General features: G+C 46.1%; 19 protein-coding genes. 2 read left to right on the forward strand and 17 right to left on the reverse strand.

Annotation, left to right across the window (positions count from 1 at the left end; all coding sequences use genetic code 11):
* Nucleotides 1-93: 93 nt before the first annotated feature.
* Nucleotides 94-810, forward strand: a complete 717-nt coding sequence (locus tag NCI00_RS12600) for a hypothetical protein (RefSeq protein WP_166558592.1) — start codon at nucleotides 94-96, stop codon at nucleotides 808-810.
* A 104-nt stretch (nucleotides 811-914) separates the two neighbouring features.
* Here the strand turns inward: NCI00_RS12600 and pheS are convergent, their stop codons facing one another.
* The 8 genes from pheS to NCI00_RS12640 form a co-directional block, all read right to left on the reverse strand.
* Nucleotides 915-1,955, reverse strand: a complete 1,041-nt coding sequence (gene pheS, locus NCI00_RS12605; protein WP_253528029.1) for a phenylalanine--tRNA ligase subunit alpha — start codon at nucleotides 1,953-1,955, stop codon at nucleotides 915-917.
* A 124-nt stretch (nucleotides 1,956-2,079) separates the two neighbouring features.
* On the reverse strand, nucleotides 2,080-3,696 hold the full coding sequence (locus NCI00_RS12610; RefSeq protein ID WP_253528031.1) for an amidohydrolase family protein: 1,617 nt from the start codon (nucleotides 3,694-3,696) through the stop codon (nucleotides 2,080-2,082).
* Nucleotides 3,697-3,827: 131 nt separating this feature from the next.
* Nucleotides 3,828-4,205: a ribosome hibernation-promoting factor, HPF/YfiA family gene (hpf, locus tag NCI00_RS12615; protein WP_114068590.1), complete on the reverse strand. Its 378-nt coding sequence runs from the start codon at nucleotides 4,203-4,205 to the stop codon at nucleotides 3,828-3,830.
* 187 nt (nucleotides 4,206-4,392) lie between these two features.
* Complete coding sequence (gene kduI, locus NCI00_RS12620) at nucleotides 4,393-5,229, reverse strand: 5-dehydro-4-deoxy-D-glucuronate isomerase (protein ID WP_114068591.1); 837 nt, start codon at nucleotides 5,227-5,229, stop codon at nucleotides 4,393-4,395.
* A gap of 80 nt (nucleotides 5,230-5,309) precedes the next feature.
* The gene (locus tag NCI00_RS12625; RefSeq protein ID WP_253528032.1) at nucleotides 5,310-6,371 is read right to left on the reverse strand and encodes an NAD-dependent epimerase/dehydratase family protein; all 1,062 of its coding nucleotides are present in this window, start codon (nucleotides 6,369-6,371) and stop codon (nucleotides 5,310-5,312) included.
* A 7-nt stretch (nucleotides 6,372-6,378) separates the two neighbouring features.
* Nucleotides 6,379-8,334, reverse strand: coding sequence for a KUP/HAK/KT family potassium transporter (locus NCI00_RS12630; protein ID WP_253528033.1), 1,956 nt, complete (start codon nucleotides 8,332-8,334; stop codon nucleotides 6,379-6,381).
* A gap of 17 nt (nucleotides 8,335-8,351) precedes the next feature.
* Nucleotides 8,352-10,301: a KUP/HAK/KT family potassium transporter gene (locus NCI00_RS12635; protein ID WP_253528035.1), complete on the reverse strand. Its 1,950-nt coding sequence runs from the start codon at nucleotides 10,299-10,301 to the stop codon at nucleotides 8,352-8,354.
* 231 nt (nucleotides 10,302-10,532) lie between these two features.
* Nucleotides 10,533-11,993, reverse strand: a complete 1,461-nt coding sequence (locus NCI00_RS12640) for an NADH-quinone oxidoreductase subunit N (RefSeq protein WP_253528038.1) — start codon at nucleotides 11,991-11,993, stop codon at nucleotides 10,533-10,535.
* A gap of 39 nt (nucleotides 11,994-12,032) precedes the next feature.
* On the opposite strand from NCI00_RS12640, the gene NCI00_RS12645 reads away from it, so the two are divergent.
* Nucleotides 12,033-12,674, forward strand: a complete 642-nt coding sequence (locus NCI00_RS12645) for a hypothetical protein (RefSeq protein WP_162793984.1) — start codon at nucleotides 12,033-12,035, stop codon at nucleotides 12,672-12,674.
* Nucleotides 12,675-12,763: 89 nt separating this feature from the next.
* Here the strand turns inward: NCI00_RS12645 and NCI00_RS12650 are convergent, their stop codons facing one another.
* The 9 genes from NCI00_RS12650 to NCI00_RS12690 all read right to left on the reverse strand — a co-directional run bounded on the left by NCI00_RS12650 (nucleotide 12,764) and on the right by NCI00_RS12690 (nucleotide 23,116).
* Nucleotides 12,764-13,951 (reverse strand): phosphoglycerate kinase, encoded by a 1,188-nt coding sequence (locus NCI00_RS12650; RefSeq protein ID WP_166558602.1) that lies wholly within the window; start codon nucleotides 13,949-13,951, stop codon nucleotides 12,764-12,766.
* A 196-nt stretch (nucleotides 13,952-14,147) separates the two neighbouring features.
* The gene (locus tag NCI00_RS12655) at nucleotides 14,148-14,579 is read right to left on the reverse strand and encodes a nuclear transport factor 2 family protein (RefSeq protein ID WP_253528041.1); all 432 of its coding nucleotides are present in this window, start codon (nucleotides 14,577-14,579) and stop codon (nucleotides 14,148-14,150) included.
* Between the two features lie 8 nt (nucleotides 14,580-14,587).
* On the reverse strand, nucleotides 14,588-15,889 hold the full coding sequence (locus tag NCI00_RS12660; RefSeq protein ID WP_114068597.1) for an MFS transporter: 1,302 nt from the start codon (nucleotides 15,887-15,889) through the stop codon (nucleotides 14,588-14,590).
* A gap of 69 nt (nucleotides 15,890-15,958) precedes the next feature.
* Nucleotides 15,959-16,630 (reverse strand): bifunctional 4-hydroxy-2-oxoglutarate aldolase/2-dehydro-3-deoxy-phosphogluconate aldolase, encoded by a 672-nt coding sequence (locus tag NCI00_RS12665; protein ID WP_253528043.1) that lies wholly within the window; start codon nucleotides 16,628-16,630, stop codon nucleotides 15,959-15,961.
* 20 nt (nucleotides 16,631-16,650) lie between these two features.
* On the reverse strand, nucleotides 16,651-17,688 hold the full coding sequence (locus NCI00_RS12670) for a sugar kinase (RefSeq protein WP_253528045.1): 1,038 nt from the start codon (nucleotides 17,686-17,688) through the stop codon (nucleotides 16,651-16,653).
* Between the two features lie 133 nt (nucleotides 17,689-17,821).
* Nucleotides 17,822-19,231 carry a glucuronate isomerase gene (gene uxaC, locus NCI00_RS12675; protein ID WP_253528047.1) on the reverse strand — a complete coding sequence of 470 codons (1,410 nt, stop codon included), beginning with the start codon at nucleotides 19,229-19,231 and terminating at the stop codon, nucleotides 17,822-17,824.
* 18 nt (nucleotides 19,232-19,249) lie between these two features.
* Complete coding sequence (locus NCI00_RS12680; protein ID WP_253528049.1) at nucleotides 19,250-20,797, reverse strand: tagaturonate reductase; 1,548 nt, start codon at nucleotides 20,795-20,797, stop codon at nucleotides 19,250-19,252.
* Nucleotides 20,798-20,831: 34 nt separating this feature from the next.
* Entirely contained in the window at nucleotides 20,832-22,742 is a 1,911-nt protein-coding gene (locus NCI00_RS12685) for a glycoside hydrolase family 88 protein (protein WP_253528051.1), read from the reverse strand.
* Nucleotides 22,743-22,774: 32 nt separating this feature from the next.
* Entirely contained in the window at nucleotides 22,775-23,116 is a 342-nt protein-coding gene (locus NCI00_RS12690; protein ID WP_253528053.1) for a cupin domain-containing protein, read from the reverse strand.
* Nucleotides 23,117-23,149 lie beyond the last annotated feature (33 nt).

Consider the following 23,149-nt stretch of genomic DNA (forward strand, 5'->3'; position numbering starts at 1 on the left):
AATACACTTATTTATCACCTTTTGTCGTTTTTTTCGTTTGTACATTTTCAAAATTCGTCTACTTTTGTCTTATACTCAACCTTTTAAGGTGAAATGGGGAAGAAAAAACAACCTGAAAATCAAGTCCCGATTGACTTCCGATTGCAAGACCGTACGTTGCTTCATTTGGGGCAAATCGCGGCCCAGCGCGACGGTGAACGTTTATTTCAGGGACTATTGGCGGGCGATTGGCTATTGGAGCCGGCTGGTGAGGCCGCCGATGTATCGTCGGGGCAGGATATTATCCGCCAGTTAGGCCGCCGTTTGCCTTATCCAGAAGTGGTCAAAGTGGCGCAATTACACGCGGTAGAAACCGAATTTGTCGGCTTTTCAGCTTTGTTTCAAAACAAAGGGTGGGTGTTTTTGAATGCCAAGGCCAATGATTATGAGCGCTGTTATTACACGGCATTACTGACGGCTTCGTTGGGGTTGTACATGAGTTATTCACAGCCAGATGCCTTGTGTCAACGTTCGGAAAAACTCGTTTTTGATGCGTTGCTGCCCGAAAGTGAAGTGCAGAGCTTCTTTCACCGGGGCATTACCAAAATCTCTTCTTCTTTGGCCGTAGATATTGCTGATTTTTTCCGGGTTCCGTTCCCGATTGTGCTAAAACGCGCGCTTTCGTTGGAGGTAATTTCGGATGAGCAATACCGCAACTTCATGACGGTCAAACCTGAGCGCCCCGTGAAGGCGCGCCCGTTGTTCGTTTCTAAATCGGGCGAGTTGGAAGGAGACTTTGACGACGAGCAGTGGATTGGTGGTGGGTTTTAGCCAAGTGATTTTGATAGTATTGATAGATAAAAACTTAAAAAAGGTCATCAAAAAAGGGTTGAAAACTAGTTTTCAACCCTTTTTTGATGACCTTAATCGTGGATTTATACCCCTTCAAACTGACGCAAAAAGCGTACATCATTTTCAGAGTATAGGCGTAGGTCACGAACGCCGTAGCGGAGCTGGGCAATGCGCTCAATACCCATGCCGAAGGCAAAACCAGTGTATTCTTCGGGGTCGATGCCGCAGTTGGCCAAGACGTTGGGGTCTACCATGCCACTGCCAGCAATCTCTACCCAGCCCGTTCCTTTGGATAAACGGTAGGTCTCTTCCGTGTCGGTTCCCAACCAAATGTCAATCTCGGCGCTTGGCTCCGTAAAGGGGAAGAACGACGGACGGAGGCGTATTTTTACGTCTTTGTCAAACATCTCTTTGGAGAAGTGATAAAGCGTGTCTTTGAGGTCTTTGAAACTTACGTTTTTATCAATATACAAGCCTTCTACCTGGTGGAAAAAGCAGTGAGCGCGGGCCGAAATGGCCTCATTGCGGTACACACGCCCGGGCATAATGGCGCGGATGGGCGGCTTTTGGCGTTCCATCATCCGGATTTGTACGTTTGAGGTATGTGTACGCAGGAGCATATCTTGCGTAGGGTCTTCGGCATTTTTGGCCACGAAAAACGTGTCCTGCATTTCGCGCGCGGGATGGTTTTCGGGGAAATTGAGGGCCGTAAAGTTGTACCAGTCTGACTCAATCTCGGGGCCGTCGGCCACGCTGAAACCCATGCGCTCAAAGATTTCGATGATTTTGGCGCGGGCCAAGGTGAGCGGGTGTATACTGCCGAGTTGGTTAGGAACGACGGGCAAGGTTAAATCAACCGACGGCCCACTAAAGCCACTGTCGTTGGCCTCAAACTCGGCCTGAATGACGGCGAAGCGGTCGATGGCGAAATTTTTTAAAGCGTTCAATTCCTGCCCTACGGCGCGGCGCTCTTCTTTGGCAATGTCTTTCAGCCCTTCAAAAAGGGCTTCGACGACGCCTTTGCGTCCTACAAAGCGTTGACGATATTGTTCTAGTTGCTCCTTGGTGGCAACTTCAAACTGTTCTATTTCCTGAAATATCTCTTTGACTCGTTCGGTTAGCATCGGGTGATTAGTGATTGGTGGGTAGTGCTTAGGGACAATTTCAGCACTCAATTAGCTTCAATAATAGACTGCAAAGTTAAACATTCTTCCCAACTAACCACAAACCACCAATCACTGATTACTACTAATTACTGCCCGATACTTTTCCTGTTTTTTGGGGAATGCCCGGCTGAGTAATTTCAAAATTCTCTTCTTTTTTGGCATCGGCGACAATCTTACGCACGTCGGCCAGCAGTTTTTTAGCATCGTACACCACGCCATCTTTGACGGTGTATTTTACGCCACCCACGCGCGTCACTTCGTTTTTTTCATTGAGTCGAATGGCCCCCGTTCCGTAGAGCGTTTTCAGGTTGGCGAGCGGATTTTCTTCGGTAATCACAAAATCGGCCAGTTTTCCTACTTCTATCGAGCCAATATCTTTGGCCATGCCGAGGGCTTCTGCTCCTTTGAGGGTGGCGGCCCGGATGATCTCCATGGGATGGAATCCCGCTTCGCGGAGCAATTCTAGTTCACGGATGTAAGCAAATCCGTATAATTGATAAATAAAGCCCGAATCAGAACCTGTGGTAACGCGCCCACCGCGATTTTTGTATTCGTTGATAAACGCCATCCACAGACGATAATTCTCTTTCCATGCTACTTCCTGCTCCGTGCCCCAGTTGTGCCAATACGACCCGTGAGAGATGCGGCTTGGGCCATAAAAGCGCCACAGAGAAGGCAGCGTGTATTCCTCATGCCATTCGGCGCGGCGGGCCAGCATCAGTTCGCGGTTGGCTTCGTAGATATTGAAGGTGGGGTCAATGGTGAAATCCAGTTTCAACATTTCGTCCATCACCTGATTCCATTTTTCGGTACCGGGTTTAGCCGCTTGTTTCCAGAGTTTACCAGCTTCTTCAAAACGGTTTTGCTCGTTGTTGTAGTTATAATCCGTTGGATAATTTTGGAGGGTTTTGTCGTCAAATAGTGCTTCCGGGAGTCCGTACCAGTGTTCCATACTTGTCAGGCCAGCTCTAGCGGTGGCCAAGGCATTCATGCGCCCTACTTCGGTTTGGGCGTGGTGGGCGGCAGAGCCAAGCCCTAGCTTTTTGTTTTCGTCGAGGGCGGCCTTAAAAACTTCGGGTTCGGCACCGAAGAATTTGATGCCGTCAGCGCCTTTTTTTGCGTTTTGGCGTACCCATTCACGGGCTTGTTCAGGCGTAGAGATAAAGTCGGCAGCTCCTTGTCCGAAAACGGTATAGGCTTTAATTCGCGGAGCAGTAATCAGATTTTTAGCACTTTTTTCTTTTTGGTCCAGCACCCAATCTAGTCCATTCCCACAAGATGGGTCGCGGATGGTCGTGACTCCGTGGGCCATCCAGAGTTTAAACACATATTCGGCATTGGCTCCCTGCTGTACACCACCGATGTGGCCGTGCATATCTACAAAACCGGGCATCAAGTACATGCCTTGGCAATTCATTTCTTTGTCGCCTGGGTTGGCTTTTACGCCATTTTTGGGGTCAGCGGGCATTCCTGGATAACCTGCTTGACGAATTTGGGCAATGCGGTTGTTTTCAACCACAATGTCCATGGGGCCAATTGGGGGTGAGCCCGTGCTGTTGATGATGGTTACGCCTCTGATGATAAGTCGTTTGTGAGGGCCGTCTCCTTCGGCTCGGTTGGGTGCTTTTTGCACTTGAGCCAAAATAGGGAGTGAAACTTGGGCGATAAGGAAGAACAATAAGAAGAAAAGCTTTTTCATAAAGGAAGTTGGGGTAGATGGAGTGTAATGGTATTTCAAAGTTAATCAAGATTAAAGACTTTTGGGCGATGAAGTCTAACAAAAAGGGCGAATACCCGTCGTATTCGCCCTTTTTATGAATGTAGCCTTTTCTAAATCTCCTCTATTTCTATTTCTTCGGCTACTTCTGAGCCATTGGTAGTGGCTTCTTTGATGGTTTTGTTTTCTACTTCTTGCCGTTTGGCTTTGTATTTTTTTATCTGAATTTTGAGGGCCTCAAGGGCTAAATCGGTGGCTTCTTCAAAGCTTTTGCCACTTTCTTTGACGAATAGTTCCGCATTGGGAACCTTGATTTTGACTTCTAAAACTTTATTTTTGACTTTACTGCTTTCACTTTTATCTAATCGGAGGTATACTTCTCCACTGGTTATTCGGTCATAAAATGTTTCGAGTTTTCCTAGTTTCTTTTCAATAAATTCGAGCAATTTTGAATCTGCGTCGAAGTGGATCGCGTGCACTTGAAGTCTCATAATTACGCACAGTTTTAGTTTAACAATTAATTGACAATCATATTTGTGGACTCAAAAGGGGAAAAAATAGCGGTCTGCATCGCCAGACCGCTATCTCTAAAATTGAAGTCTACCTTCAACGATTGTAAATCTAAACTGTGTGTTTTTTTCTTAAAAACCAAGCATTACGGTTAGTTTTTTTGAAATTTTATTTTATTTCACTCATTGTCAGCATATCCATATCCGTGAAGGAATAATTTTCTCCGGCCATTGCCCACAGAAACGAATAACTGGTGGTTCCGGCTCCAGCATGGATGGACCACGGAGGAGAAATAATGGCCTGTTCGTTGGCTACTACCAAGTGGCGGGTTTCTTCGGGAGCCCCCATAAAATGGAAAATACGCTGGTCTTCTTCCATGTCAAAGTAGACGTAAATTTCGGAACGGCGGTCGTGGACATGCGGCGGCATGGTGTTCCAAACACTGCTGTATTTCATGGCCGTCATGCCCATCACGAGCTGGCAGCTCTCCAAGCCGCCCGCGTGGATGTACTTATAAATCGTACGGGTATTGGCTTTTTCGGGAGAGCCCATGTCTACGGGCATGGCATCGGCAGCTTTCATCAAGGCCGTTGGCACAAGACGATGTGCGGGCGTTGAAATCAAAATAAACTTAGCAGGAAACTCTGGGTCTAAACTCTTGAACGAAACCATTTTGTGGCCTTTTCCTACGTACAGGCAGTCGCGTTTTTGAAGTGTAAAAAGTTCTTCTCCTACCATCACAAACCCATCGCCCCCCACGTTGAGAATACCTAATTCGCGGCGTTCAAGAAAATAATCAGCGCGGAGTTCCTCATAAACGGGTAGTTTATGCAATTGCCCTACTGGCTTTATTCCCCCTACAATCATGCGGTCATAGTGGGAATAAACGAAATGGAACTGATCCGGAACGAACAGTTTCTCCATCAAAAATTCCTCACGGATTCGGTGCGTATCGTAGCGTTTGAAATCCGTCGGATTGGTAGCATGTCGAACTTGGATGTGCATGATAGTAATGAGTAATGAGTAATGAGTAGTGAGTAGTGAGGCTTAACGTTTTTCTTACTCAATACTCTGTACCAAATAATTTATTTTAAAATTGGTGCTAAAGCAACGTGATTTTGGTCCAACCATTCGGTAATATCTTCGACAATCTGGCGTACCCCAATCTGAGGGGCCCAACCAGTGAGCCGCGTTACTTTCGAATTGTCGGTAATATACAGGCGAATATCTGCCGTGCGGGTTTCGGCCACTTGTTTGATAGGGATGGTCTTGCCCGTTACTTCCTGACAGATTTTGGTGAGTTCTTGCAAGGAAGTGCTGCTTTCGTTTCCTCCGCCCGCATTGAGAATTTCACCATTTACTTTTTCCAAATTATGTAATTGCCAGTCAATCAAACGGTATAAATCCGCCACGTGTAGCATATCACGGGTTTGTTTGCCCGTGCCACCGTAGCCAAAATACCCCAGTTGTTGTTCCCAATAATGTTTTGCAATCCAAAGAACCATCACGCCTTGGTCTACTTTGCCCATTTGCCACGGGCCCGTAATCACGCCGCAGCGGTTGATAACGGTCTGTAAACCATAAAATTCATTGTATTCCTGAATGATTAATTCCGAAGCTAGTTTGGTGGTTCCGTACAAAGAACGGGCGCCGTCCAACGGAAAATCTTCGGCAATTCCTTTGGATGAAACCCCTTTAACGGGTTGTTCATCTGTCAATTCAAACCGGGTTTCGGATTCGATAAAATTCAGTTTTTCAATGGTCTTGATGGGATATACTCGGCTCGTAGACAAGAAAATGAATTTTGCGCGGTGTTTGAGGGCGTAATTAAGGCAATTGACGGTGCCAAAAAGATTGGTATTTATTAAGTAATCGGGCGTTCCGTCCAATCCTGCCAAAACAGAAGGCTCGGCAGATGCCTCAATGACAGCATCCACAGCTGGTAGCGAATCAAAATCTTCTTTGTTGCGAATGTCACCGTGAACGTACGTGATTCCGAGTTGGGAGATTCGGGCTACGTTGAGTTCTGAACCTTTTCGTTTTAGGTTATCTAAACAATAAATTTCGTAAGAAGGATAGTTGGTTTTTAATGCTATCGCTAACGAAGAGCCTACAAAGCCGGCGCCGCCGGTAATCAGAATTTTCATGGTCTATTTAATTATATCTTCTTTTAAGCAGGACATTTTCTACGGGCTGAATGACCAACGGCACTTTTTCGATCTTCACGGCGCTGGCATCTAGTCCAAACCATTTGTCTTCGCTGGGGGTGAATTGTTTGATGAAAAAATATGCTTGCATGATGATTCGTTCAAACAAAGGTAATTCGTTTTCGTAAGACAAAAACTTTTCCAGTACCACAAACCTAAAATCACCGACCACATTGTGTTTGTTGAGTGATTCATAGCGGCTGGTAATATCTACTTCCTTGTTCTTAACCATTTCTTCAATCACCTTTCTAAGGTATAGATTGATGCGTTGCTCTACCCGGAAACCCAGATAGAAATTGACTTTGACGACGTCGTCGGGTTCAATGATGCTGACTTTGTATTCCATTGTGTAAGGGTCGTCGGTGGTGTCAACGTGTACAAACCAATAGATGTCGGCCCGTTTAGGACGTTTTTGGAAGATAGAATAAATCACTTTTGACTCAATTTCGCTTATGCGCGAAGCACTCGACATAAACACCAAGTGAGTGGCGTATTTGGGAATGCTTACGTCGCGACTGAGCTCTTTCAATGATTCCAGAAATCTCTCCAGTTTAACGTACTCGGTCAATTGTTGTTTGATAAAAAACGAGTTATACCAAATGACCATCAAAGAGACAATGGCACCGCCGATAATCAGAGACACCCACCCGCCGTGTGTAAACTTGAGTAGATTGGCCACCAAAAAAGAGCCTTCGATTCCTAAATAGAGCACAAAAAACAGTACAATTCCCCATGCATTGTAGCGCCGGGCGTATAAGTAGTAAGACATCAAGAGCGTGGTCATCAGCATGGTTAGTGTAATGGCTAATCCGTAGGCCGCTTCCATGCGAGAAGATTCCTTAAAATATAAAACAACCCCGACGCACCCTGCCCAAAGGAGCCAATTGACGCTCGGAACGTACAGCTGTCCCTTTTGGAGACTTGGGTAACGAAGCCTTACTTTGGGCCAAAAATTGAGGCGTATTGCCTCGCTGACCAACGTAAAAGAACCCGTAATCAACGCCTGACTCGCAATAATCGCCGCCATGGTAGCGATACCGATGCCCGGAAGTAAAAACCAGTCGGGCATAAGGTCATAAAATGGATTACGAGTGCCCAAAGGCTGTCCTTTTATGCTTAGTAAATATGCGCCTTGACCGAGGTAATTCAGAAAAAGTGCGATTTTTACAAATACCCAACTCACCCGAATGTTGCCTCGCCCGCAGTGACCAAGGTCAGAGTAAAGCGCTTCGGCCCCAGTGGTACAGAGAAATACCGCCCCCAGAAGCCAAAAACCTTCTGGATATTCAAACAACAGCCAATAACCGTAGTACGGATTAAAACATTTGAGCACTTCGGGGGCGTCACTGATGTGAATGAAACCCAAAGTTGCCAGCATCAAAAACCAAATAAGCATGATTGGCCCAAAAGCCCGACCTACTACGCTTGTGCCAAAACCCTGAATTAAAAAAAGGGCCGATAGAATCGCAATGACAATCGGAATGGTCTGCAACTCAGGGTAGATGATTTTTAGCCCCTCAATAGCCGATGAAACTGAGATGGGAGGGGTAATGATGCCGTCGGCCAATAAAGCCGCCCCGCCAATCATGGCTGGAATGGTAATCCATTTGGCGTGCCGGCGCACCAGCGCGTAAAGCGCAAAGATACCTCCTTCACCCCGGTTGTCGGCCCGGAGAATCAGAATAACGTATTTAAATGTAGTTTGAAGGGTGAGTGTCCAAAATACCAAAGAAAGTGCACCTAAAATTTCGTTTTCTTCAATGGGCTTGGTAGTTCCGGTGACAGCCTTCATGACATAAAGGGGAGAGGTACCGATGTCTCCATAAATAATACCGAGTGCAATCAATAACCCGGCTGCCGTGACTTTGGAGTTGTCGTGCCGGTGGGATTCGTTAGATTCCATATATATTTGGTTAAAAATTAGCCATAAATCCGTTGCAGATTTACCTTGTCTATGGCCCTGATGATGAGTGGGACTTTTTCGATTTTTACAGCACTGCTATCTAATCCAAACCACTTATCTTCACTGTTGGTAAAGCTTTTGATAAAGAAGTACGCTTTCATGATAAGCTGCTCAAAGATGGGCAATTCATTCTCATACGAAAGGAATTTTTCCAATACAACAAAGCGGAAATCGCCGATAACGTTGTGTCGGTGAAGCGATTCATAACGGCTGGTGATGTCCACTTCTTTGTTTTTTACCATGTCTTCAATAATACGGCGCAGGTAGAGATTGATGCGCTGTTCGATTCGAAAGCCCAACCGGAAGGTGACTTTGATGACATCGTCGGGTTCAATGACGTCGACTTTGTATTGCATTGTGTACGGTTCATCGGTCGTGTCAACGTGGACAAACCAGTAAATATCGGCCCGTTTGGGGCGTTTTTCGAAAATTGAGTAAATAATTTTAGATTCAACTTCACTTGTACGCGAAGCGTTTGACATAAACACTAGGTGCGTGGCGTATTTGGGGATGCTTACGTCACGGCTGAGTTCTTTGAGCGCATCAATGTACGTAGCAAGTTTGGTATATTCGGTCAACTGTGCTTTGATTTGGCCAGCTTTGAGCCAGATAAACATGACGGTTGCCAGAATGGTACAAATCAATACCGACACCCAACCTCCGTGCGCAAATTTTTCTAAATTGGCGAGCATGAAAGCGCTTTCCACTGCGAAATACACCACCAAAAATACAATGACCAGCCACATATTGTAGCGGTGAGTATAGAGATAGTACGACATCAGAAGCGTGTCTACGAGCATGGTAAGCGTGATGGCCAAACCATAAGCAGCTTCCATGTTGGTGGAGCGCCTAAAATACAGCACCACGGCCACGCAACCGATAAAAAGAAGCAGGTTAATGCTCGGCACATACAACTGCCCCTTTTGGGCTGAAGGGTACTTAAGTTTGATTTTTGGCCAAAAATTGAGGCGAATCGCCTCGCTGACCAACGTAAACGAGCCCGTAATTAACGCTTGACTGGCAATGATAGCGGCCATGGTAGCAATGGCAATACCAGGCAATAAAAACCAGTCTGGCATGAGTTCATAAAAAGGCTTACGGCCGTTGAGGTACTGGCCATTGTGCGCCATCAACCATGCCGATTGGCCAAAGTAATTGAGCAATAAAGTGAACTTTACAAATACCCAACTTACGCGAATATTGCCCCGGCCGCAGTGACCCAAGTCCGAATACAGTGCCTCTGCTCCCGTGGTACATAGAAAAACAGCCCCTAAAAGTGCGAATCCCCCGGGGTGTTCAACCAACAATTGATAAGCATAATAAGGGTTGAGGGCTTTGATAACCAATGGGTTTTGGATAACGTGCGAAAATCCCAAAATACCCAAAGTCGAGAACCAAACCAACATAATAGGCCCGAAAGCTCCGCCCACTACCTTTGTCCCAAAAACCTGAATGAGAAACAAAACCGCCAAAATGACCAATACAATCGGGACGGTCTGAATATTCGGATATAAAATCTCCAATCCTTCGACCGCAGAAGAAACCGAAATCGGCGGACAAATAATACCATCGGCCAAGAGCGCGGCGCCTCCAATCATGGTAGGGATGGTGAGCCACTTGGCATGACGTCGTACCAGTGCAAAAAGGGCTAAAGTTCCGCCTTCACCACGGTTGTCGGCCCGTAAAATTAATATGACGTATTTGATGGTTGTTTGCAGCGTGAGCGTCCAGAATACGCACGAGAGCGCACCCAATACAACCTCTTCATTGATACGGCTTTTACCAATTATGGCCTGCATCACGTACAACGGAGAGGTTCCGATGTCTCCATACACAATCCCCAATGCAACCAATAATCCCGCGCCTGAGATTTTGTCTAAATTGTGGTGACCGTTACCTTGTTCCATGAAAATCGTTTGTTCTATAAAATGATAGGAAGCACTGGTTATGAAGCAGGGATGTATGTCTAATTTTAAATCGCTTTTAGAACGTGGGTTTCCGCAGATTTGGTGAAAAAGTCGGACAAATATAAATGCTTGGGCTATCCGTTGTTCTCGGAAGCCCAAAATTATTCACTAATCTGATAAGAATCAGTCAATACGGTATAGCATAAGGCGGTTGAACAGGCGAAAAACATCTTATAGCAGTCGAATCCATTCAATCAACCCATCGGTCTTGAAAAAGAGGGCTAAGATGGTGATTGTCAGGAGAGAAATAAGAATTGTTGCTGCGTATGAAATAGGTGAGGAAACCTGTGTCGATGGGCTTTTTCGAAAAAATAGATAAAAGGGAATTTTAAAATAATAAAATAGTGAAACAACGGCATTGAGCAACCCAACGACCAACAATGTCACTAACAATGGGTCGCCGTTGGCCTGATACGCTTCCCAGAGTGAAGAGAATACGAGTAATTTTGCCGTAAACCCTGCCGTAGGTGGCAATCCAACCAAACCCAGCATCAGCACCGTAAAACAAACACTCAGTAAGGGATAGGCCGCGCCTTTGCCCGTAATAGAAGCCAAAGTGGGGGAAGGAGTATCTTGCCCCATCAAATCAATAAGTAAGAAAACCGCAATGTTGATGATGACATAGACCGTGATGTAAAACGCCGCGCTTTCAAACCCAGTTTGATTAAACGCGGTCAATCCCACAATGAGAAATCCTGCTTGTGCAATACCAGAGTAGGCCATGAGCCGTTTTAGGTCGTTTTGCCAAAGGGCAGCGAGATTGCCGACCAAAATACTCACCAACGCAATGATGGCCATGAGTTTTTGAAAATCGGCAGGGAATACACTCAAAAGGCGCATCAAGAGCAACAACGCCGCTGCTTTGGGGGCGGTTGATAAAAAAGACACAATGGGCGTAGGGGCAGACTCGTACACATCTGGCGGCCAAACATGAAACGGAACCAGCGAAAGTTTGAATAGTACGCCGCTCAAGGTGAGAAACCCAACCACCAACAAAATAAGTGGCGGATTTTGGGCTAACTGACTGGCAAATACGTCGCTCGTAAAATCCAACGTACCCGTCATCCCGTACAGCAGCGAAAGCCCGTACAGCATGATAGCCGAACTGAGTGCGCCAAACAAAAGGTATTTAATTCCGCCTTCTGCGGGTTTTTTACCGCTGCCAAAGGTGACCATTAAATAAGACCCAATCGATACCAACTCTATGGATAGGTACACGCTCAGGCCATTGGTGGCCATCGCCATCAGAAAAAGCCCTAGCACTACGGCCAACAAAATACTATAAAATTCGGCGGGGAGTTTTGTTTGCACAAATTGTACGTGCAGCAGCACTAATAGCCCCGTAATGAGAATAATAAGTTTGAAGAAAACGGCTTTGTGGTCAAGATAAATCAGGTGATGAAATAAATAACCGCCCAAGTCGTTCCATTGAAGACAAACCAAGACCAAAGCGACCGCCAGTGCTCCGATAGTTAAACTACGCAGGATGCCAGTAGTCTGCAACTGCCAACGGCTGTATTTTAGCAGAATTTCACTGAAAATAATGAATAAAAATGCTCCTGCCAGCCACGTTTCAGGTAAAAAACCGGGCAGACTTTGGATAACGTGGTAAAGATGGTCTTGGAGTCGCAAGGTAGATTGTTTAATTTGCTCGCAAAAGTACAACGCAACATGAAAAAGTCATTACTCTGTGGGGGATTGATTTTACTAACCCTCGTAACTTATGCCCAAAGTATGTTTATTCAGGACATCAACGGGCGTCCTATCTTCGAAAATGGATACGTAGAAATCGAAGGTTCGCCTTATCTCAACGACGCATGGTCGAGGGGGAGTGTCAAAGCCAAAAATAATGGCAAAACTTATGAGTTGGCAAAAATGCGGTATGACCTCTACAAAGACGAACTTGAATACGAAGAAAATCAAAAGCCATACCGATTCAGCAGCGAAATCACGGAGTTTTCGACCAACGACGGCGTGTTTAGAAGCGGTTTTCCAGCGATAGAATCCCTTACCGCCCGAAATTTTTATCAGGTAATGTACGACGGAAATGTTAAATTATTAAAACACAGCACCGTTAGGATTCAGACCGAAAAACTGTACAGCTCGGCCACCCAGACCAAACGTTTTATGAAAGAAGATGCGTTGTATTTGTTTAAAAATGGTACCCTGACCCGCCTCAAAAAAGACAAAAAAGCGTTGTTGGAAGCGCTCGGCGACAAGCAGGCCGAGCTCGAAACGTTTATCAAAGACCAAAAGTTGAAATTATCGAAAGAAGAGGATATTCTGCGCGTAGTGGAGAAGTATGAAGGATAATAATTGTTGATTACCAAAGTTTTAGGGTGCTCTAAAAAAGAAGGACGCATTTTTGTGCGCCCTTCTTTTTTGAATGAATATTGAAAAAATTAAGCCAAAGCTGCTACGCCTGGCAATTCTTTTCCTTCCATGTATTCGAGCAATGCTCCGCCACCCGTTGAGACGTAGCTCACGCGGTCGCCGTAGCCGGCGTTGTTGATGGCCGAGGCCGAATCTCCCCCACCGATGAGCGAGAACGCACCGTTTTCTTCGGTTGCTTTGACCACTGCTTTGGCAATTGCGTCAGTGCCGATGGCAAAGTTAGGGAATTCAAATACACCCATCGGGCCGTTCCAAAGAATGGTTTTTGACGTACGTACTACTTCTTCAAACAAGGCAATACTTGCTGGACCAATATCTAAGCCTTCCCAGCCGTCGGGGATTTGTCCAGTAGCTACGATTTGACGATTGGCGTCGTTCGAAAAAGCATCGGCACATACATTATCTACGGGCATGATGATATTCACGCCTTTGGCTTTGGCTTTTTCCAGAATTTCGAGGGCCAATTCTTGTTTGTCAGCTTCTAAAAGTGACTTTCCAATTTGACCACCGAGGGCTTTGGTGAATGTATAAGTCATTCCGCCTCCGATAATGAGATTATCCACTTTGTCCAAAAGACGCTCAATGATGAGGATTTTGTCCGAGATTTTGGCGCCTCCCATGATGGCCGTGAAAGGGCGCTCGGCGTGTTCGAGAATGCGCTGGGCATTGTCGATTTCGGCTTGCATAACGTAACCGCAGATACGGTCTTCAAAAAACTGTCCGATAACGGCCGTAGAAGCGTGGGCGCGGTGGGCGGTTCCGAAGGCATCGTTTACCCACACATCGCCGAGTTTTGAAAGTTTTTCGGCAAATGCAACATCGCCTTTTTCTTCCTGCTTATAAAAACGAAGGTTTTCGAGCAGCAGGATTTCGCCGGGTTGAAGGGTAGTAGCTTGGTCGTAGGCAGATTCTCCGATGCAATCATCGGCAAATTTGACTGAAACCCCCAAGATTACCGATAATGGGTTGATTAAGTGTTTAAGTGAATATTTTTCGGTTGGACCGTCTTTCGGGCGTCCCAAGTGTGACATCAGAACGCAGGAACCGCCATCTGCCAAAATTTTGCGGATGGTAGGTAGCGTAGCCTGAATGCGGGTGTCGTCAGTAATTTCAAATTTTTCATTGAGGGGCACGTTGAAGTCCACGCGAATAAGCGCTCGTTTCCCTGCAAAATTGTACGAATCTACGGTTTTCATAGGATTCCAGTGGGTTGAACTAAAGATTGATTTACAGGACAAAAATAGTTTTTTCGGCCCACTACCCTCATATAATCCGTTTTTTCTTTTTACAAACCGCCTCAGAAAGAGCGGTTGAAGGATAATGGGTAAATAAATAAACCATAAAAAATCCCCTTGACCGAGGCCAAGGGGATTTTTGTAAAAAGTAAAGCCGTTAAATTTTAACTGCCTGTCGGGCCAGCAATTTCCAGCCTCCTTTTTGTTTTTGCCACACCATCAAAAGCGAGAGGTTTGCTGTACCGGGCTTACCGCTATTGTTGGTTGTCCCCGCCAATTTATGGCGTACGATGGCCGCGTTGCCAACTATTTTGATGGTTTGTTCGGTCAGATTGATGGTCACAAAATCAGATTCGCCGCTAACAATAGCGCGTACAAACTCCGCTTTGTCCTCAATTTTGCCGTTGGAGTGGCCATAGCTGAGGGCTTCATCGGTGAGGTTTTCGAGCGTTGCTTTGTCGGCGTCAATCATTGCTTTTTTGAGTGCTTCTACAGCGCTCGCAACCGCCGCTTCATCTTTTGATTGGGCAAAAGTTGTATTGAGAACCGAGAAACAAGTAATCAGTAAAAATGCGAAGGCCTTTTTCATAGTCATTTTTATAAATCTACCGGTTTCATTTTAGGGACCAAGAAGTGCATAATCGTCCACGCCAACACGTAAGCGGCACCGCACACGAAAAACATGATGTAATAGGCCGTCTCGATTTGGTTGATAGAACGGTAATAGACAAACATGTTTTTTTGAACCAAAGCAGAAAGTAAAATCCCGCCCAAAGCGCCAAACATCCCGCCGATTCCAGTAACGGAAGCAGTGGTGTATTTAGGAAACATGTCCGAAACCGTAGTGAAGATATTGGCGCTCCATGCTTGGTGAGCAGCGGCGGCAAATCCAATGACACAAACGGCATACCACATGTCAATACTGCCTAAAATTTGCGAGAAAATAATCGGGGATACACAAAGGGCATAAATGAGCATGGAAGTTTTGCGTGCCCTGAACACAGGCCAGCCGGTTTTGATAAGGTACATTGGTAAATAACCGCCCAAAACACTCCCAAAGGTTGAAAGGGTGTACACTACCGCCACTGGAATGGCAATCTGTGTACCCGTAAGTTTGTATTGGCTTTGCAAAAAGTCGGGCAACCAGAAAAGATAAAACCACCAGATAGGGTCGGTGAGGAGTTTACCAAGGGCAAATGCCCAAGTTTGGCGGAAACTTAAAAGTTTGAACCAAGAAACCTGCGGTTTGTTGACGTCGTTTTTGTCGGCCAGTACTTCAGCGGCGTCAGAATGGATGTAATCGTATTCGGCTTTTGAAAGTTTGGGGCTTTTGCTTGGTACTTCATAAAACATCAGCCAAAGCACGAGCCACACAAAACCCAACATCCCCGTAATGATAAATGCCCATTGCCAGCCCATTTCGGCGGCGATGAAAGGCACCGAAAGTGGAGCCACGATGGCGCCAAAGTTGGTGCCAGAGTTGAAAATTCCCGTGGCAAAAGCACGTTCTTTTTTAGGAAACCATTCGGCAACGGTCTTGATGGCGGCGGGAAAGTTTCCAGCCTCCGTGATACCGAGCGCAGAACGCACAACGGCAAACCCAAAAACAGTATTTACCAAAGCATGGGCTACGGCCGCCACGCTCCACAAAGTAGTAGCAACGGCGTAGCCGATTTTAGTGCCCAGTTTATCGACCAAACGCCCAGCGCCGAGCATCCCGAAGGCATAAAATAGTTTGAAGGCGATTTCAATGTTGGCGTAGTCACCATCGTTCCAGTTCAGTTCTTCCGAAAGAGTGGATTTTAATAAACTGATTACCTGCCTGTCGAGGTAGTTAATGGTGGTTGCGAAAAATACCAGACCGCAAATGGTCCAGCGATAATTACCGATTTTTTCCATTTAGAAGAAGGGTTTTGTAACAACATAGGCACAAAGGGCACATAGCTTCCGGCTATACAATCTGTGTGTCTATGCGGTTGGAGCGAGGGTTTGGTAATAGGTTAGTAATGTATTTATCTTTTGGGCTATTTCTTCAAAATTACCTGCTTCGACGACGGCCTTTGGAAAGAGTTGTGAGCCAATACCCACCGCACTTACCCCAGCGCTAAACCACTCTTTTAGGCTTTCGGGGGTGGGTTCTACGCCTCCCGTTACCATCACTTTAACCTTGGGCAAAGGGCCTTTCAAGGCTTTGACAAATCCTGAACCCACGACATTTCCGGGAAAGACTTTTACAATTTCTGCCCCTAGTGAAGTAGCATTGTAAACTTCCGAAACGGTCATGACACCAGGCATCCAAGCGATATTTTGCGCTTTGCATACCTCGGCTACATCCATTGTGGTACATGGTTGAACCACAAAATCAGCGCCCAGTGCAATGAATTCCTCCGCCTGAAGCGCATTGAAAACGGTTCCAATACCTAAAGCCATTTTTGGGTAGTTTGTACTGATAAAATCGCGTAATACTTTGAAAACTTCTTTGGCGTTTTCGCCGCGATTGGTAAACTCAAACGCCCGAATCCCTCCGTCGTAACAGGCTTTAATGATTTGGCAGGTTACTTCTGCGTCGGGATGATAAAACACCGGGACGATGGGTGCGCTTGCCAGGGTTTGATAAACGAGTTGTGGTTCAAAAGCCATTGATATCGTTGTTGTTTACATTAATTCTCACTCAAAACGTTGTTTAACGTTTCTTTTACTTTTTCTACGGTTTGCTGCGAGGCATCGCCGTATTCCTGCAATTTGCCAAACGCCGCCGCTGCCGCAAAATCAATGATGTCTTGCGGAGCGTGTTGGTGATGCAGTCCATAAATAAGGCCGCCCATAAAACAATCGCCGCTGCCTACTTTATCAATCACTTTTTGGGTGGTAAATTCGGGGGAAACGTACTGTATTCCGTCTTTGTACAAAGTAGTATAATACTGAATTCCTTCTTCAAACGCGTCGAAACGGAAGGTATGAGCCACGACTTTGCATTTCGGGAATGCTGCCTGAATATTTTCGGCAGTAGCAATGCTGTGGGCCAGATACTTCTCCTGCGTAGGGTTTTGCTCCACCGTTTTATCAACTGGAATGCCCAAAAGTGTATTAGCGGCCCAGATATTACCCATGATTACGTCGCAGTACTGCGCCAAGGCGGGCATGATTTCGACGGGTTTTTTACCAAACTGCCACAGTTTGGCGCGATAGTTTAAATCTACAGAAATGGTGATGCCCAAGCGCGAAGCCACCTGCAATGCTTCCAGACAGGCATCTGCTACGTCTTGGTTGAGGGCGGGGCTGATAGCGCTAAAATGAAACCACGAGCAACCTTCCAAAATCTGTTCCCAATCTACTTTGCCCACTTTTAATTCTGAAAATGAAGAAAAAGCCCGGTCGTAAATCACGCCAGCGTTTTTTAAATCTGCCCCCTGTGGCAAATAATACGCACCAATGCGTGACCCAAAATGCCGAATGCCAGATGTTTCAATTCCTTTTTCCTCAATATAGGCTTTGATTTCGGTTGAGAGTTGGTTTTCGGGTAAAACTGTGCTGTAGCGTACCGGCACTTTCCAATTGGCGAGGGCATTGGCTACGTTGAGTTCGGCACCGCCGACAAAAACGGGCATGTTCGCCTGTTTAATCCACTCACCATTGAGTTGCGGCGAAAAACGCAACAGTAATTCTCCAAAACAACAAATAGTATTTCCTGTACTCAAGGGTGTATTCTTTTGATTATCAATTATTTAATTAAACGACTCTTGCGGTTTAACGTTCATGGCTGGTTTAATGCGTGGCGGCGGTTTTGAGAAACCGCCGCCACACGCGCCCTAAAACCGCTCCAACAGACTATTAAAATCCGAAATATTGCTTGGCGTTATTGTAGCAAATATTCTGAACTACCTGTCCAATCCACTCGGTGTCATTGGGCAATTCGCCATTTTCGATGTCGTTGCCGAACATATTACACAAAATACGACGGAAATACTCGTGGCGAGGAAACGACAAAAATGAACGTGAATCGGTAAGCATTCCGACGAACCGGCTCAACAGCCCCATATTCGACAGTGCATTCATTTGTTTTTCCATGCCGTCTTTCTGGTCCATAAACCACCAACCTGACCCAAACTGGATTTTACCAGCTATTGAGCCGTCGTTGAAATTGCCAATCATGGTGGCAATCACTTCGTTGTCGGCAGGGTTGAGGTTATAAATGATGGTTTTTGCCAATTGGTTGTATTCATCCAAACGGCCTAAAAATTTAGACAAAGCCATTGCCTGTGACCAGTCGCCGATGGAATCCCAGCCCGTATCGGGACCAAGCATACGCAGGGCGCGGGTGTTATTGTTGCGCAATGCACCGATGTGGAATTGCTGCGTCCAGCCCAGTTCGTGGTACATGGTGCCAAGGTGGTGCAAAATCGCGGATTGGTACAATACCTGCTCCGCCGAAGTGATGGTTTGACCCGCCAATGCTTTTTTGAAAATCGCGTTGGCATCTTCGGGCGTAAAATCAGCGGCGTATAATTGCTCCAGACCGTGGTCAGACAACAAACAACCTAGCGAGGCGAAAAAGTCCGCCCGAGCGCGTAGGGCTTTGGTCAAATCGTCGTACGATGTGATTTCAAAACCTACGATAGCGGCCAGTTTTTGGATGAAATTGGCAAAGTTTGGATTACCGATTAAGATAAATTTGTCGGGACGAAAAGCGGGACGCATTTGGATTTCAAAAGTGCCTTCGTTTTTCAATTGCTGATGGTATTCCAGCGAATCCAGCGGGTCGTCGGTGGTACAGACGACTTCGACGTTCATTTTACGCAACAGATTTCGCACCGAATAATCGGGCGTGCGGAGTTTTTCGGAGCACTCATCGTAGATTTTTCGGGCCGTTTTGGGGCTTAAAATATCGTGAACGTCAAAATAACGCTGCAACTCCAAATGTGTCCAGTGGTAAAGCGGATTTCGAAGGGTATACGGAACGGTTTCGGCCCATTTTTCAAACTTTTGATAATCACTTTTGTCGCCCGTACAGTAGCTCTCGTCTACGCCGTTGGTGCGCATTCCTCGCCACTTGTAGTGGTCGCCGTAGAGCCAAATCTGCGTTAAATTCTCAAAGTTTTTATCGTTAACGATTTGGTCGGGCGGCAAGTGATTGTGGTAATCAATGATTGGCATCTGTTTCGCAAACTCATGATAAAGCGTGCGTGCCGTATCGGTTTGCAGCAAAAAGTCTTCGTCTAAAAAAGTTTTAGTGACCAACATTTTAGTATAGCTAGATGGTTAGAGAGTCGCGTTAATTTCTATGAATGGAGTGGTATTTTTATAAAAAAAGGCTTCAAGCGTGGTTTTTACCCCATTTTCAAGCATATTTTCTACGTTTTCTGTTACACTTTGGGCAAAACCGGGTAATAAAGTAAGGTCGGTGTCCCACAGCGTTTTATTTTGCAGCACCGATTCAACCAATTGAGCAGGGGTATTTTGTTGCCATTGTTGATAAAAATACTCTGCTTTTTCGTCCTGAATAGGATAGAGCTGCCCGTCTCGTTCGCCAAAATAGACAAAACGCTCCTTGGCAACCGATTTCATAAAACACAAATAGGCCGCAAAACCCAACGAAAAATATTCAGGTACGCAGTTGAAAATATCGTAATAGCGAAGAAGCGTTGGAACGTTACGCAGTTTCATTTTTGAGGTATAATTGAGCGTAATGCTGAGCCATTGGTGATTGAGGTGCGGATTACGAAAACGATCCAATACCTGCATTCCAAAACGTTGCGGGCTTTTTTCGTCCATAGGGTACGGAATTGCAAGACCCAATTCGGACATCATCAGATTGCTGATATACGCCGACATAGTTTCGTTTTGCATTGCACCAATAACGTTGTCAAACCCAGCTAAATAAGCTAAACCGCTGCTCAAAGTGTGGGTGCCGTTTAGCAGACGCAGTTTGAGTTCGCGAAAGAGGTTAATATCTGGCTCAATAAAAACACCATCGTCGGCTTTGTGAAAAGAAAGTACCTGTTTTACGTGTTCGTTGCCTTCGATGGCCCACAGCCTGAATACCTCGCTCATGGTGAGCAGTTTGTCTTCGTAGCCCAATTCCTGCGTAAGTCCTTGATAAGTATCAGCGTCAGGTTTACCGGGTACAATTCGGTCTACCAATGAGTTACAAAAATGGTTGGTGCTTTCGAGCCAATCCAGAAAACTGGACTCTAACCCGTTGCGGTGGGCCAATTCGATGACGATGGACTCTAGTTTAGTGCCGTTGTCGGAAATCAATTCAGTAGGCACAATCACCAACCCTGAGGCTTTGCTGCCGCCGAAAGCCTGAAACCGGGCGTATAAAAACGCCAACAATTTCCCGGGGAACGACGCGGGCGGAGTGACAGAAATATCATCCTGCGTGAGTTGAATGCCTACTTCGGTGGTGTTGGAAATGATGATTTGTAGTTCGGGGTTCTTGGCACAATCTAAAATACGCTGCCATTGTGATTTGGCCGACAACACGCGGCTGATGGCCGAGCAAATGATATTTTCTTCGACGTTTTGGCCCAGTTCAACCCCTCTAACACACAGCGTATAGAGGCTGTCTTGCTCATCAAAAGCGGTGGCATCGCCGCCATCGGTCGATTTGACCACTACGATTCGGCCGTTGAAAATGCCTTGCCGATTGGCCTTGTCAATCAAATAATCGGGTAATCCCCTCAACAAAACGCCAGTGCCGAATTGCAGTACTTTTTCGGGTAATTCAAAAACAGACTCGTCAGGAACGACTAAATTTGGTCGGTCATGAAGCTGTTTTAATTCATTTTTAGATAGATATGTCATGGTGCCGTATTGGTTGACTGGTTTTAGTGGACGGCTATTTTTTGGCAGAAAGTAGCCACGTAGCTAAATCTTTGGCAGCCGAAAAGTTTTCATAAATGACCGGAATTCGGCGGCCATCGGTGTATTCATTGTACAGCCATGGGTCGCCTACGGCGAATACCGTTCCTTTTCCCACTTTGGCTACGCCGATAATCACGTCTCCTTTATGGCTCAGAATTCCTTGGGCGGGGGCTTTCAAGTTGAGTGGCGCCAACTCTTTGATATATACAGCCTTGGTATTTTTGAAGATTAGATTTCTGGCTGGAATGTCGATGCGTCCCTGCTCCCACTGCGTGCCTTGTACCATATTCACGTTTTTGGGCAAAAACTGAATGCCGAATTCATTGGCCAAACGGTTGAAATTTTTATGCTCACAATTGGCGGTGTCGTTGGCCATCAGCACGAGCGTTCCGCCAGCCTTTACCCAATTGCTGATTTGCTGGATGTCGGTGTCTTGAATGAAATTAGGATGAGCCGTTTCTTTTTTCGTATCGGGGTCTACGATGATGTAAACGTCTACGTTTTTGAGATTTTCGGCCGTTGGGGCGGTTTTGATGGCCGTGGTTTTTGCGCCTAAATCACGGAAAATATTCCCCCACACCTTGAATCCTGAATGCATGGGGTCTTCCCAAGTGTAGTGAAACTGCTCTTCCTGCCCATTCCAGTCTTTGCGAAACTCTCGGTTGAAATAATAATCTGTGGCGACGGTTTTGCCTTTGCCCAAGTTGTTTTCGGCGGCAATTTCCATTTCGACGCTGGCAAAGATAAACGGGCCTACGCCTTTCAAATCATTTTTGCGAATGGGCTCGCTAAGGTAGTATTCATAGCTTCCGTCGCGGTAAGGTGTGCCGCCGAGACCACCCACACTCACCGTTTTGTTGAGGTTAATTGTGCCGTTGGCCCCTTCTTCCACAAATTCTTTGAGGATGCCTGCGTAGCCTTTTTGGGCGGCAGGCAAATAAGTTTGGGGCAAATACCCCATGCGTACGCCTTTGGCCAATGCATACACAAACATGCAGGAAGCGGAGGCTTCAAAATAATTGCCTTTGCGCGTCCCTTGGGTGGTCATCTGATACCATACGCCCGACTTGGCATCTTGATACTTGACAAGTGCGGGTGCTAAACGTTGCAGGTATTTGACCAGATTGGCGCGCTCAGGGTGGGTCTGGGGAAAATAATCCAACACATCGACCAATGCCATGGCATACCAGCCGATGGCCCGGCTCCAGAAATGCGGCGAGAGGCCCGTTTTTGGGTCGGCCCATTTTTCGGACTTACTTTCGTCGTATGCGTGGTAAACAAGTCCTGTTTTTGGGTCAACGGCGTATTTCTCAATCAATGCAAACTGTTTTGCAATGTCGTTAAAATGCGCTGGATGGTTGAAAATTAGGCTGTACTCGGCCGAAAAAGGCTCGGCCATAAACAGCCCGTCGAGCCACATTTGGTTGGGATAACGCTTTTTGTGCCAGTACCCGCCTTCTTTGGTTTTGGGCTGGTTTTCAATTTGTTTCCACAACAAATCGGCGGCTTTGCGGTATTTTTCTTTGTCGGGCTGGGTTTGTTGGTAGATTGTCAACAGCGCGCGTCCCGTCGGGATATTGTCGAGGTTGAAATCGTCGTATCTATAGGTACGAATGCTGCCGTCTTTTTGGACGTAGCGGTTTATATCCCGCACCACGTACTCAAAATACTTGCCGTCGCCAGTGCGGTTCCATACTTTTTCGATGGCTTTATAAATCAAACCTTGCTCGTAATCCCAGCCTGCTGGCTTCCCTTCCTTGACCGTAATGGAATCTTTGTGCCAACCCATCACCGATTCGGCCATCCGAACCGAGTAGGGCGTTTTTTGGGCAACGAGTGAAGGACTGATGGCCAGAATGAATGAACAAAATAGTAGGTGTTTCATATTTATAGTATGACTCAGTTTATAGCTGATAGTTAGACAAAATCTTCACGCATGGGATTGAAAACATCAATCAATAAACCTTCTTCTAAGCAAACGGCTCCGTGTAATACGTTGGAAGGCACAAAATAGACGTCTCCTTCTTTTAAGTTTCGGGTTTGGTCGCCGATGGTCACTTCAAACACGCCCCCTGCCACGTAGCTGATTTGCAAATGGGGGTGTTGGTGAATTGTCCCAATTCCTCCCTGTTTAAAAGCAACTTTTACCAACATCAACTCATTGGTGTATGACATGACTTTACGCTTTATTTTCTCATCGACGACTTCCCACGGAAGGTCGTCGTCGGCGACCAGTACTTTTTCGAATGAAGGATGCATAAAAGATTTAAAATTGTATTTTTCAGTTAGAAC

Source organism: Runella salmonicolor (assembly GCF_024158025.1).
Taxonomy (GTDB): domain Bacteria; phylum Bacteroidota; class Bacteroidia; order Cytophagales; family Spirosomataceae; genus Runella; species Runella salmonicolor.

Bases quoted from the DNA above. Each gene is read 5' to 3' on its own strand.
- uxaC (WP_253528047.1), bottom strand. From the start codon at position 19,231: ATGTTGGTCACTAAAACTTTTTTAGACGAAGACTTTTTGCTGCAAACC.
- kduI (WP_114068591.1), bottom strand. From the start codon at position 5,229: ATGCACATCCAAGTTCGACATGCTACCAATCCGACGGATTTCAAACGC.
- NCI00_RS12630 (WP_253528033.1), bottom strand. From the start codon at position 8,334: ATGGAATCTAACGAATCCCACCGGCACGACAACTCCAAAGTCACGGCA.
- NCI00_RS12690 (WP_253528053.1), bottom strand. From the start codon at position 23,116: ATGCATCCTTCATTCGAAAAAGTACTGGTCGCCGACGACGACCTTCCG.
- NCI00_RS12655 (WP_253528041.1), bottom strand. From the start codon at position 14,579: ATGAAAAAGGCCTTCGCATTTTTACTGATTACTTGTTTCTCGGTTCTC.
- NCI00_RS12635 (WP_253528035.1), bottom strand. From the start codon at position 10,301: ATGGAACAAGGTAACGGTCACCACAATTTAGACAAAATCTCAGGCGCG.
- NCI00_RS12610 (WP_253528031.1), bottom strand. From the start codon at position 3,696: ATGAAAAAGCTTTTCTTCTTATTGTTCTTCCTTATCGCCCAAGTTTCA.
- NCI00_RS12625 (WP_253528032.1), bottom strand. From the start codon at position 6,371: ATGAAAATTCTGATTACCGGCGGCGCCGGCTTTGTAGGCTCTTCGTTA.
- NCI00_RS12685 (WP_253528051.1), bottom strand. From the start codon at position 22,742: ATGAAACACCTACTATTTTGTTCATTCATTCTGGCCATCAGTCCTTCA.
- pheS (WP_253528029.1), bottom strand. From the start codon at position 1,955: ATGCTAACCGAACGAGTCAAAGAGATATTTCAGGAAATAGAACAGTTT.
- NCI00_RS12600 (WP_166558592.1), top strand. From the start codon at position 94: ATGGGGAAGAAAAAACAACCTGAAAATCAAGTCCCGATTGACTTCCGA.
- NCI00_RS12650 (WP_166558602.1), bottom strand. From the start codon at position 13,951: ATGAAAACCGTAGATTCGTACAATTTTGCAGGGAAACGAGCGCTTATT.
- NCI00_RS12665 (WP_253528043.1), bottom strand. From the start codon at position 16,630: ATGGCTTTTGAACCACAACTCGTTTATCAAACCCTGGCAAGCGCACCC.
- NCI00_RS12660 (WP_114068597.1), bottom strand. From the start codon at position 15,889: ATGGAAAAAATCGGTAATTATCGCTGGACCATTTGCGGTCTGGTATTT.
- hpf (WP_114068590.1), bottom strand. From the start codon at position 4,205: ATGAGACTTCAAGTGCACGCGATCCACTTCGACGCAGATTCAAAATTG.
- NCI00_RS12645 (WP_162793984.1), top strand. From the start codon at position 12,033: ATGAAAAAGTCATTACTCTGTGGGGGATTGATTTTACTAACCCTCGTA.
- NCI00_RS12680 (WP_253528049.1), bottom strand. From the start codon at position 20,797: ATGACATATCTATCTAAAAATGAATTAAAACAGCTTCATGACCGACCA.